The organism is Pontibacter sp. JAM-7, assembly GCF_048548695.2.
In the GTDB taxonomy this organism is placed as follows: domain Bacteria; phylum Pseudomonadota; class Gammaproteobacteria; order Pseudomonadales; family Balneatricaceae; genus Neptuniibacter.
Window position 1 is genome coordinate 422,118 of record NZ_JBLYIF020000002.1, and the last position, 11,828, is coordinate 433,945.

12 protein-coding genes and 2 tRNA genes are annotated in these 11,828 nt (G+C 51.0%); 1 reads left to right on the forward strand and 13 read right to left on the reverse strand.

Features of this window, described 5'->3' with window-relative positions; all coding sequences use genetic code 11:
- Positions 1-284: 284 nt before the first annotated feature.
- Entirely contained in the window at positions 285-617 is a 333-nt protein-coding gene (locus tag ACFVYJ_RS04390; protein ID WP_419413520.1) for a hypothetical protein, read from the forward strand.
- A 240-nt stretch (positions 618-857) separates the two neighbouring features.
- On the opposite strand, the gene ACFVYJ_RS04395 is transcribed toward ACFVYJ_RS04390, so the two are convergent.
- The 13 genes from ACFVYJ_RS04395 to ACFVYJ_RS04455 form a co-directional block, all read right to left on the reverse strand.
- Positions 858-1,451, reverse strand: coding sequence for an HAD family hydrolase (locus ACFVYJ_RS04395; protein WP_419413519.1), 594 nt, complete (start codon positions 1,449-1,451; stop codon positions 858-860).
- A gap of 18 nt (positions 1,452-1,469) precedes the next feature.
- On the reverse strand, positions 1,470-1,865 hold the full coding sequence (locus ACFVYJ_RS04400; RefSeq protein ID WP_419413518.1) for a hypothetical protein: 396 nt from the start codon (positions 1,863-1,865) through the stop codon (positions 1,470-1,472).
- Between the two features lie 123 nt (positions 1,866-1,988).
- Positions 1,989-4,619 (reverse strand): aminopeptidase N, encoded by a 2,631-nt coding sequence (gene pepN, locus ACFVYJ_RS04405; RefSeq protein WP_419413517.1) that lies wholly within the window; start codon positions 4,617-4,619, stop codon positions 1,989-1,991.
- A 16-nt stretch (positions 4,620-4,635) separates the two neighbouring features.
- Positions 4,636-5,463 carry a DUF2797 domain-containing protein gene (locus ACFVYJ_RS04410; RefSeq protein ID WP_419413516.1) on the reverse strand — a complete coding sequence of 276 codons (828 nt, stop codon included), beginning with the start codon at positions 5,461-5,463 and terminating at the stop codon, positions 4,636-4,638.
- 23 nt (positions 5,464-5,486) lie between these two features.
- Entirely contained in the window at positions 5,487-5,753 is a 267-nt protein-coding gene (locus tag ACFVYJ_RS04415) for a YeaC family protein (protein ID WP_419413515.1), read from the reverse strand.
- Positions 5,754-5,790: 37 nt separating this feature from the next.
- The gene (locus ACFVYJ_RS04420) at positions 5,791-6,657 is read right to left on the reverse strand and encodes an alpha/beta fold hydrolase (protein WP_419413514.1); all 867 of its coding nucleotides are present in this window, start codon (positions 6,655-6,657) and stop codon (positions 5,791-5,793) included.
- Positions 6,654-7,517, reverse strand: a complete 864-nt coding sequence (locus ACFVYJ_RS04425) for a rhomboid family intramembrane serine protease (RefSeq protein WP_419413513.1) — start codon at positions 7,515-7,517, stop codon at positions 6,654-6,656. Before ACFVYJ_RS04425 ends, ACFVYJ_RS04420 begins: the two co-directional genes overlap by 4 nt.
- Entirely contained in the window at positions 7,518-8,513 is a 996-nt protein-coding gene (locus ACFVYJ_RS04430) for a metallophosphoesterase (RefSeq protein ID WP_419413512.1), read from the reverse strand.
- Positions 8,506-9,396 (reverse strand): NAD(+) kinase, encoded by an 891-nt coding sequence (locus tag ACFVYJ_RS04435; protein ID WP_419413511.1) that lies wholly within the window; start codon positions 9,394-9,396, stop codon positions 8,506-8,508. The genes ACFVYJ_RS04430 and ACFVYJ_RS04435 overlap by 8 nt, the downstream gene beginning before the upstream one ends.
- Positions 9,397-9,513: 117 nt before the next feature.
- Positions 9,514-10,434 carry a 1-aminocyclopropane-1-carboxylate deaminase/D-cysteine desulfhydrase gene (locus ACFVYJ_RS04440; protein WP_419413510.1) on the reverse strand — a complete coding sequence of 307 codons (921 nt, stop codon included), beginning with the start codon at positions 10,432-10,434 and terminating at the stop codon, positions 9,514-9,516.
- A gap of 142 nt (positions 10,435-10,576) precedes the next feature.
- Positions 10,577-11,497 (reverse strand): sensor domain-containing diguanylate cyclase, encoded by a 921-nt coding sequence (locus ACFVYJ_RS04445; RefSeq protein ID WP_419413509.1) that lies wholly within the window; start codon positions 11,495-11,497, stop codon positions 10,577-10,579.
- 158 nt (positions 11,498-11,655) lie between these two features.
- A tRNA-Val gene (locus tag ACFVYJ_RS04450) sits at positions 11,656-11,731 on the reverse strand.
- 20 nt (positions 11,732-11,751) lie between these two features.
- Positions 11,752-11,828, reverse strand: a tRNA-Asp gene (locus ACFVYJ_RS04455).

An 11,828-nucleotide genomic window follows, 5' to 3' on the forward strand; every position in this document is an offset into this window, starting at 1 on the left:
GAAGAACAAAACAGCCAACGGAGATTAACTGTGCGTTCCGCATGTCGCAGACATTGCAACAGCCGGCCCTTCATCTGTTGCAGGTGTGAAATAACAGCAGCTATACCAACTGTCCCGCATGAGTCTTTACAAGGTAAATAGACCATCGCCGGATGATTGTTTTTTATTTTAACGAAGATGTTTTTTTTAAAAGCATGCAATGGAAAAACAAGTCAGTGCGAATCTGAATACTGAAATTTATTCGGAATTTCTGCTTACTAACTAGACAATAAATGGGTGATAGGATGTTTAAAAAATTAAGAATACTCGTTGTTACTACGTTATTTATTCCGGCCTTGGCAGTGGCAGGCGATATTGAAAGCAAAGGCCCATATGCACACATCAAAGGCGGTTCATTCGATATGACGAACCATATAAACCAAGCGGTCGGAGTCGAATCAGTGAATCCCAGAGAAGCCGTTAGGGACATCAAGGGTGGTCCAGTTGATATGATGGGTTATTTAAATCAGGCGCAAGCAGCTTCAGGCAGCACTAATAAGGTTTTAATAGCCCCCTTACATGTGCGCTTTCACCCAAACCGGCTATTTGTCCCCGGCGACTCCCACAAAAACCTATAGACTTTCCATGCAATCGAAATCGGCCCGACACCGGCTAGTGAGGTGATACGGGCAGTTTCGCTCAGATAGACCCAAAGGCTGGCGAGAGTACACAGTTTTCAGTACTGACGGCCGGGCTTCCCGAATCAGTATGATCCCGCTGTAAACTGTAAACGTTAATTACAAACATATACGGGGAAGCCTGATGCGACTTATTGATAAGGATCAAATGAGGAGGAATTGATCAGCCAATCGCTGCCCTCAATGCAACAATAAGGCTAACTCTTGCAGGTTACTGACCCGTAGGTCAGTGTCCGCTGGCCAATGCCGTCCATCATCTGAGACATGTACGGTGTAAACCTGTGCCGCGCGGCCACACAACAGGTCATAGTGGAAGTCGCCCACCATCACTGCCGTTTCTGGAGAAGCCTGCCATTGAGATAGCAGGTAGTGGATACCATCAGGTGCCGGTTTGGGTGCTATTTCATCGCGCCCCAGCACCGTATCTGGTGTGAAAAATTTATCCAGCCCAATCGCCTGTAATGACAACAATGCCAGATCACGCCGGTTTCGCGTCAGAATACCCATATGACATTGGCGCTGATGCAGCAGACTCAAGCACTCCAGAACCCCGTCAGCTGGCTGAGCCTGCTCAGCATAGTGGCGCTCCAGCTCATCCAGCCTTAGGGTGGCACGTGCCTGCTCTGAACTAGGCATTGCTTCCAGCGCAGCCAGAATATCCTGTCCAGGAGCAATATCCAGTACCGCGCGGATATGATCAAAGTCGTGTATCGCCTGAGTCAGGGTGCCATCCAGATCAAACACCCAGCAGGTTTTTTCATGCAATGACTGCATAGTCTAAGCTCTGCCGGTTTATGCGGCGTCGGTGTAGCTGTCTTCACTAAACGGATCAACCGGATTTTCCAGCATCTGATCCTGCTTGCTATACAGCACACGACCCTCAAAGCGCAGACCTTTGGAAGAGAACCAGTGATCAAGCTCTTCAAGGCTTTCTTCGATAGAGTTCAGCTTCAGCCAACCGGTGACTACGCCGTAAAAATATACCCCAAACAGGCCTGCCGAGGCGCCCAGAAAGAAATCAGATGCCAGTGCGAATAACAACAGCACCAAACCGGCCACCCAAAGGCGACTGGATTTAGCACTGTTATATACCTCGCGGGCACCTTCCTGGGCTTCTTTCACCCGCAGGTAACGGCGGTAATTCTGCTGAATATCGAACTTATTTTCTGCTGCCAGTAGCGACGCCATACAGGCTCCTTGTATCACTGTGACTTAAGCAATGCTTACCCGCCTGTACAACACAGGCTTTTTTATTATCTGCACCGGAGTATAACCAAGCATCCCCCGACTGTCCTGTGACTCAGAGATTCATCAGGCCAGACTCTTACTGACCACTTCATATACATCGCGGGACAGGTCCTTGCAGGACTGGATCTGTTCCAGCGCCTGACGCATCAGCGCCTGACGTTGCGACGGGTATTTACGCCATACCGTCAGAGGTGTCAGCAGACGTGACGCAACCTGAGGGTTTTGGGTATTCAATAACAGAATCTGTTCAGCCAGAAAACGATAACCACTGCCGTCTTCGGCATGGAAATTCACCTTATTCTGAGCACAGAAGTTGCCAATCACCGCACGTAATTTGTTCGGATTGCGACGATCAAAGGCCGGGTGCTGCATAAGCTTCTCTACCCGCGCCAGAGCACCGGGCTTGGGGTCGGTTACCTGAATTGCAAACCACTGGTTTACCACCAGACTTTCATTTTGCCAACGCTGGTAGAAGTCAGTTAACAATTCATCTGCTGCCGCCGCAAAGCCGGAGTGCGCCACCAGAGATAGTGCCACCTGCATATCGGTCATATTGTCGGCCTGCCGATACTGCTGCTGCGCCAGTGCCAGACTTTCCTCTGTTTCCAGCGCCATCAGGTATGACAATGCCAGGTTTTTCAGGCTGCGGTGCGCAATACTTTTGGCATCCGGCGAATACTCACCTTCAGTTTGATTGTCGCGGTATACACGCTGCCAGTCAGGTGCCAGCGCCTGTGCCAGGGACTGTCGCAGAAAACAGCGCACCTCATGAATAGCATCGACATCAACACATTCCGCCAGCTCAGCCAGATAAGCTTCTGAAGGCAATGTCAGGACCTTGGCCACCATCGCCGGATCCAGGGCGTTGTCAGTCAATACCGCACGGTAAGCCGTCACCAGTTCATCGGCCAATGTTAATGGCTGTCCCTGTGTCAATCGATCCATCATCTCCTGCATAATGCCCACCACCAATTGCTGGGCGGCATCCCAACGGGCAAAGCCATCACTGTCGTTGGCCATCAAGAACATTAGGGCTTCACGGCTATACGGAAAATTCAGTTTGACCGGTGCAGAGAAACCTCGCAGTAATGACGGTACCGGCTTGCTGCTTAACCCTTCAAACACAAATTGCTGTTCCGGTTGCGTTAACTCCAGCACCTGGGTGTGGTAACCCTCCGCCAGAGGCAGATCATTCCCTTCACTATCCAGCAGGCCCACCGCCAGTGGCAGATGATAAGGTTGTTTTTCAGTCTGACCAGGTGACGGCGGACAAGACTGCTGTACGGTTAGGGTGTAACGGCCAGTGCTGGCATCAAAATGATCCTCAACCTTAAGTTCAGGGGTGCCCGCCTGGGAATACCACCGGCAGAACTGGCTCAGATCACGACCTGAGGCATCCTCCATGGCTTTAACGAAGTCATCGGTGGTAACCGCCTGACCATCATGCCGTGCAAAATACAGGTCAGACCCCTTACGAAATAGCTCTTCACCCAACAAGGTGCGGATCATGCGCACAACCTCAGCGCCCTTCTCATAAATGGTCAGGGTGTAAAAGTTGGAAATTTCAATAAAAGAGTCAGGCCGGATTGGATGAGACATAGGGCCAGCATCTTCCGCAAACTGTGCGGTGCGAAGCAGTGCGACATCCTCGACCCGTTTCACCGTTCGGGAGTTGGTATCTGCTGAGAATTCAGCATCACGAAATACCGTGAACCCCTCCTTCAGGCTGAGCTGAAACCAGTCACGACAGGTAACACGGTTACCGGACCAGTTATGAAAATACTCATGCGCCACGACACCTTCAACCCGCTGAAAAGCCGCATCAGTGGTCGTCGCCGGGTGTGCCAGCACACAGGAGGTATTAAAGACGTTAAGTCCCTTGTTTTCCATCGCTCCCATGTTGAAGAAGTCCACTGCCACAATCATATAGATATCGAGATCGTATTCGCGGCCATAAACTTTTTCGTCCCACGCCATAGCACGCTGCAGCGATGCCATAGCATATTCCAATTTATCCAGATCTTTGGTCTCGGCATAGATGCGCAGGGCAACATTGCGACCAGACATCGTGGTGTAGTGATCTTCAATATGCGCCAAATCACCCGCCACCAAAGCAAACAGGTAAGCCGGTTTAGGGAATGGGTCTTCCCAGGTCACCCAATGACGGCCATCATCGGTATTGCCGCTGGCCACCGGATTACCGTTACTCAACAACACGGGGAACTGGTGCTGATCCGCTTCAACCGTAGTGCGAAACACGCTCATAACATCTGGCCGATCGGGGTAAAAAGTAATCCGCCGGAAACCCTCTGCCTCGCACTGAGTGCAGTACATCCCGTCTGACAGGTACAGGCCTTCCAGTGCCGTGTTCTCATGGGGCAGAATCCGTGTCACTACCTTCAGGCAAAAACGCTCAGGTACGTCCACCACGGTCAGGATTTCTCCCTCCCGCTGCCAGGACGATTCTGCCACTGGTATGTCATTCAAGCTCATGCTGATCAATTCGAGATCTTCATGGCCAAATAAACTCAATGGCGGCTGGGCCTGCTCACAGGCCGGGTTAAGATAGAACGCCAATTGACTATGAACCAGGGTCGCGCCTTCACGCAACTCAAAGCGCAATTCGGTATGCTCCAGCAGATAAGCTGGCACCTGATAATCCTTCAGATAAATCTCATTAGCGTGTTGCGACATGAACCTTCCTCACGCATCAGGCGAACAGCGTCACCTGATATGCTGTATATTTGCGAATATTGATAACACCGGTATCGAGTATCAGATACTGACCCTTGATTGCCAGCAGCACCCCTTCAACTTCAGGGTTCTTATCCAGATTAAAACTGACCACCTTGGTTGGATACTGCAACGCCGGGTAGTTGATGTGCACCATCTCGGCACCCGGCAAAGGCTGCACTCCCTGCAAACCATGACGCTCCGTCAACTCAGCAAGCCCAGCCTGGCACGTTTGTAACAACTGATCACGCAACTGAGGCAGATCCAGCTCGGTCACATCATTTTTCAACATGGTTCGCCAGTTGGTTTTATCACTGACATGCTCACCAAGCAGACGTTCCACCTGCCCGGATATCAAACGATTCGCCACACGAAAAACGGGTAACGCTTGAATCGCCCCCTGGTCAATCCAACGGGTGGGTACCTGAGTACCGCGGGTAATACCAACTTTGACACCTGAGGAGTTGGCCAGGTAAACGATATGGTCCTGAAAACAGTGGGCCTCACCCCATTCGGCATCCCGGCAGGTGCCTTCATGAAAGTGACAAAGTTCGGGTTTTACAATGCACTGATCGCATTGGGGTAAGCGCGTAAAGCAGGGATAGCAGTAACCCTGACTGAAACTTTTTTTGGTCTTCCGACCGCACGCCGTACAGTTAATTGCCCCCTGATAACTCAGTCTGATCGGCTGACCCAGCAGCGCATTCAAGGGGATTTCAGAATCACCAACCGGCAGCGAATACTGCACAGAGTCGGCCAGGGTACTGCGCATTTTCTGTAATGCACCGGTTGCCAGTGGTTGCATGAAGAGTCGCTTAATGCCTGTATTTAATGGTCGTTGAGAATTTTGATGGTATCGGGTGCCAACGGGTCAGAACCATGTTGGGTGCCATCAGGGCGGGTACGATCGATATAACCTACCCGATCCTGTTCCGGTTTCTTCTGGTAATCATAGGCAATCACTGCGCGCAGACAGGTTTCACGTTGCTCAGGCGTAAGTTTACGACCATCCGGCCATTTGCCCAGCTCCACAGCCCGCTGCAGCGACTGGTGCATATCCGGGGTCATATTTTGAATCAGTTCTTCGTAATTCATGGTGTTACTATCCGACAATTATACTGCCTGTAGTTTATCACACACCGGCTGTGTGCCGATGCAGGAAAGCCCCCAACCGCTGCGCCATCAACGCCCGATGCTCCGGGCTCGGCACATGCAGGTCATCCAGGCGCAGCAGATCTGCTAACTCAGGCAAGGCATATTGAGCCAGTTTGATCAGCTTATCTGGAGCAAAATAGATATCCTGCTCTGCTACCACCAGTTGCACTGGGGCCTGCAATGACTGCAATTGCTCAGGACCAAAAGGCCCCGGCGGAATCAGTACCAGCGGCAAACCCGCTTCCTGCACTGCGTAATAATATGCCTTTAACTCTGGCCAGTTTTGACCGAGCAGAGGGTCCATCATGCGGTCAAAGTGTGGCTGGTCACTGTTCAACTTAAAACTCAGTACCGGCAGTAGCAAACTCTTGATAGGCCGCCATACCGGGCGAAAGAAACCTGCCGGCACCCAGAGGGATGCGGCTGAAATTCGCTCTGGCATCAAGGAGGCCGCATCAAGCAAGATAGCGCCGCCAAACGACATACCCAACATAGCGCATGCCGGCAGTTCCAGAGCATCCATTAACTTGCCTAGCCAATAGGCATAACCCTGCTGTACCGGCAGAGGAGCCACTAAGCCGCTATGCCCCGCCTGACCCGGAATATCTGGACAGATAATCCGATAATGCTCAGTTAACGGCAGCAACATCTCCATGAGAAACGGTGCCGGGGTTTGCAGGCCATGCAATGCCATTAGCACCGGTGCTTGCGGATCACCGGCTTCCAACAACCAAACCTGGCCTAACTCGGTATTCTGGTATCTGCCTGTCACCGTATCAGGCAGTGAATTCAGCTGCTGCTGATACAGTTTTTGAACCTGTGGTGGTAACAATCCGGGCGTCATGTCTTACCTCTGGCTTTCATCAGCCAACGTCCCAACGGGACAAATGCTAAACCGGCGACAAGCCCGGCCAGGTGAGCAGTATTGGCAATATTGCCAAAACCAAGAGCAGACAGCATACCGGTATAACCCAGTGCCAACCAGAGCAGCATAAAACCCATCATTGCCGGTGGCAGTCCCAACCGTTGCGTCGGATACAACCGGTCCCACAACCAGGCATAACCAAACAGCGCAAACACGACACCGGATAGTCCGCCAAACATCGGGCCACTATCCCAGTACTGAGCCAGGTTAGAACAGATGCCTGAAAATACCGCCAGTAATAACAAGGCTCTGTGGCCCTGTGAAAATTCAATACGACTGCCAACTACCCAGATCCACAGCAGATTAAACAGCAGATGGGGGGGCGAGAAGTGCAGGAATATGGGGGTCAGAAAACGCCACAGTTGAAAACTTTCCACCGTATCTGACAGCCCTGAGCTAAGCAGATACTGGCCCTGGCGGGACACCTCTACGATGGTGAGGTGATGCAGCAATGGAAAGTTCTGGCCGAAGTTAATCAGCAGAGTCAGCATCAAGCCGGCACCAATCAACAAGGCACACACCCAGCAGTAAACCAGCATTTGACCAAAACTACGCTGCCGACGAGGAACCGAACGAACCAGGCGTATCTGAGCCAGATCCTGCCCTTCCTGCCACAGCCGATAAATCCCCAGCACCTGTTCGGCATCAGCAGGGTTAGCCAGCAGCAGGTGCTGCAAACCATCACTCGCTACCACACGGTGCGGTATCTCCTGCTGCCAGAGGAAACCAGTAAATTCAGACAGGTCATCCTCAAGCGGCAGTTCCAGAATTTTGATCATTCAGTTCCCTTGTGGAGATAACCCTAACTTATCAGCGATCTCTTTCTGCACGTCGACCCAAATAAATTTGTCACTGCGTAGTGCGGTTTCATCGTCTAACCGATATGCCACCAGTTTGCCAAATTTCACAGCACTGTAATCCAAACAAGCGATATTAGGGGTTATAGGTTCAGGGATGCCCTCACGCCAGTAATGGCCAATAAACAAAGGCTTTTGCTCTTCGCCGTAGTACAGCAAGTCATTATGATCAGTTTCAGTCAGCTGTTTTCGGGCAACATGCTCAGGCAATGGATCAGGCTGGAACACGACATCGGCGTAAGTCTGCGGGTCTTTCATCCAGAATTTAGTGCGGAAAAAACGGCGTTCAAAACCATCCCGACTGACAATGACTTCATCATTTGGCAAGACTAAATGCGTGCCACGCAACAACCGATCCATCAACGCCCATTCAAAGGTTCCACGCCGGGATGAACGATGCAAGAAGGCTGGATCAATGCAGTGATCCGGGTAAAGCAGATTAAAGCGGTCAATCAGGCTTTGATGCCAACAGGCATGCACCACCCGAAAATGCTCAAACTCAAGAAACAGCGGCATCTGCATCATCCACTGCTGGAACTCAGCCTGTTCTGCCGGATAGTTGGCAAACTGCTCCAGCGTTTCAGCCAGAATACGAAAATGGCGTGGCGTATGCTCACGCAGATAGGGTTCCTGGCTACCATCCTCAGCGGGGGTGCAATAACAGAGGTAATTATACTCATGGTTGCCCATCACAATGTGGGCATAGCCCGCTTCGACCATATCACGCACGATATGCAACGCTTCACGAATGCGTGGACCACGGTCGATAATATCCCCCAGAAAAATCACTTTGCGCTGGGGGTGAGAGTAGACACCATTGCGTTTGCTGTAGCCCATCTTTTGCAACAGCAATTCAAGGCTCAGTGCACAACCATGCACATCACCAATCAGGTCATAACCTTGCCTGACACTACTCACCCGACTCTCCCAGCTTAGTGCCCCAGCCCAGTTTCTCTCGGCAGGTGCTATAGAAGTCGTAATTAAGTGGGTGCAGCAATTTCAGTTTATGCGGCTTTTTGTGCACTGTTATGGTGTCACCCGGCGCACAGTTGATGTGATTTTGTCCGTCGCAGGACACCGTCGGATAACTGCCATGTTCACTGCTGATCACCATTTTTAGCTCACTGTTACCGTTTACAACAATCGGTCGACTGGAGAGGGTATGAGGAAACATCGGCACCAGCACCATGGCGTCTAGTTTTGGATGCATGATCGGACCACCACCAGACAACGAATAGGCTGTTGAGCCAGTAGGCGTTGAGATAATCAGACCATCAGAGCGCTGCGTGTAGACAAACTGACCCTCAATGTAGAGTTCAAACTGAATCATACGGGCAGCTTTACCCGGGTGCAGCACACAGTCGTTCAGCGCAGAGGCTTCACCAATCGGTACGCCATCACGTTTCACAATCACATCCAGCAGGAAACGGCTGTCCACGGTGTATTTGCCTTCCAGTACCTCAACCACTTTCTCTTCAATATCAGCCGGAGAGATATCTGTCAGAAAGCCTAGGTTGCCGCGGTTTACGCCAAGCACTGGCACATGGTACTGAGCCAAAGAGCGCGCCGCACCCAGCAAGCTGCCATCACCGCCAACCACAATCACCAGATCGCAGATCTCACCCATCATTTTCTGGGTACACACCTGCTGACCGTGGCCGGGCAGCATGTCAGCAATACTGTCATCAAGAATACAGTTCAGACCGCGATCACCCAGAAAGCGCACCAGGTGTTTCAGGGTATCAATGACAGCCTTGCTGCCGTGACGACCTATCAGGCCGATATTGCGAAAACAGTCCATTTGATCTCCGGACAGAATGCTGAGAAAGGCTGGTGACCAGCAACCATGATCAGGCAGCCTGAAGCACTGCGCTGAATTAAGCTATAACTCGATTGTATTACGAACCAGCAGACGCTTTTAACCCCTATTACCCTGTAATCCACCAGTATGCAGTGCCAGTATGCTGCTACCGGGGGAAAAATAACCCGTTTCAATCAACTGGCACAGTCGCAACAGCATTTTGCCAGTATAAACGACATCAAGTTCAATACCGGTCAACCGGTAAAACTGCGCCATGAATGTCTCCAGCTCAGGGCAGGTTTTAGCATAGCCACCAAATGCACCATGCAGATCCAGCTGCCAGCGATTAGCATTATGACACCCCACCTGATCCAGCAACTGCTGTATATCCTGCTGTAAAAATGCGGCCTGTTTTAACACTGGAACACCCAGGATATTCAACTCAGGCCATGACTGTACCAAACCCGCCAACGTGCCACCTGTACCACAAGGAAGGATGACACAGTCTGGCTGCACCGCATGCAGCAAATCAGCAGATAAAATCTCCGAGCACCCTTTCAACGCTAGCGCATTACTGCCCCCTTCCGGCACAATCCAACTGTCCGGATAACGCTCTTGCAACTGGTCCAAGTAATCCTGCTGATACCGTAAACGGTAGGTTTTCCGGTCAACAAACTGTAACTGCATACCCCAACGTTGCGCATCTGTCAGAGTGGGATTGGTCGCGTAAACCGGCTCTCCTCGGATAATACCTACAGTCGGCACACCCAACCTGGCACCCGCCCAAGCCAAAGCATGAATATGGTTGGAGTAGGCACCGCCGAAACTCAGTAGCTGCCGATAGCCATGCTGTACAGCATGCTGCAAATTGTACTTCAGCTTAAACCACTTATTGCCGGACAACCCCTCGTCTATCTGATCAAGACGCAGCAACGACACCTTCACTTGGTTTTGTGCGAATAGGGTTAATTGCAGCGGCTGGACTCGCGGCACTGGGATACGATGCAGCCAAGCAGATTGTTTGTCGGAGACCGTCATTAAAACGACATCTATTGCAGTTATGGTGCTCTCAAACTATCACAAGAGAAATGCTATGGACGATTATCAAGAAGAGCTACTGAACACCGGCGCGGAAGAGTTTGACGACGAAGAAAACCTAGGGGATGCTGAAGAACTGTAGTTAAACAGCCCCATGGCCACGACGCCTTGCGTGGTAACGCAACAATACAGTAAGGTTTCCCCCCTGCTGTTTGGCTTGATACATTGCCTGGTCAGCGCGCTGCACCAGATTATCTACCGCCTCAAAACCATCCGTTTCCGTTACCCCCAGGCTCATTGCCACCTGCACCAGAGAATTTTCCAGCTGATCAACGCTGTAGCGACATTGGCGGTTAAACGACAGTCTAATGCGCTCGGCAATCTTGCGCGCATCTGCCAAATCCGTTTCTGGTAGCAACAGCATGAATTCATCACCGCCATAACGGAACGCCGTATCACCTTGTCGAATACAACTCAGCATCACCTCGCCAATCAAGGTTAAAATCCGGTCGCCTTCCAGATGCCCATAAGAGTCATTTACCGATTTAAAATGATCAAGATCGAGACATACCAGACTTAAACGATGACTGTAACGTTGGGCGCGACTGATCTCAGATGCCAAGACATTATAAAAATGCCGCTGATTATAAAGGGCTGTTAGTTCATCAGTAATCGACAACTGTTTTAAGCGGAATTCAAGGTCTCTGCGGGCGGTAAGATCATGAAAGAAACCAATACTGCTGCCTGCTGCTTTATCCACGATAGCCGCAGACAAGCGAACCGGAATCGTAAAACCAGCGGCGTTTTTAACATTGGTCTCAAGACCTTCCAATGAACCGGAGGGACCATAACGCTCAGACAGAATCAAGCGTTTAATGGTTTTAGCCGTCTCCAGATCTGGATATAGCTCCACAATATTTTTGCGACCAATAACAGACGCAGCGTCAAAACCCAGCAAGGCTTCAGCGGCAGGATTAAATACCTCTACCAGACCCTTGCCATCAACACCGATGACCGGATCCGGACAAAGCGATAACAGCTTGTAACCATCAACCCTATGCATGTTGTTTTTATTCCATAGGTTGTAACGTCAATGTAAATTTGTTGTACAAATAGATGCACAACAAAGCAGATGTAGTTTTACTTACTCTGATTATAGATGCAGTGTGTCGGCGGCAGAATACAGGTAATGAGGGAAAGTTTAAACAGAATATCGTGAAGTGGTGGGCGTGGAGAGGCTCGAACTCCCGACATTCGCCTTGTAAGGGCGACGCTCTCCCAACTGAGCTACACGCCCACGAACAGTTATTCTACCAGTGGCGGAACGGACGGGACTCGAACCCGCGACCCCCTGCGTGACAGGCAGGTATTCTAACCAACTGAACTACCGCTCC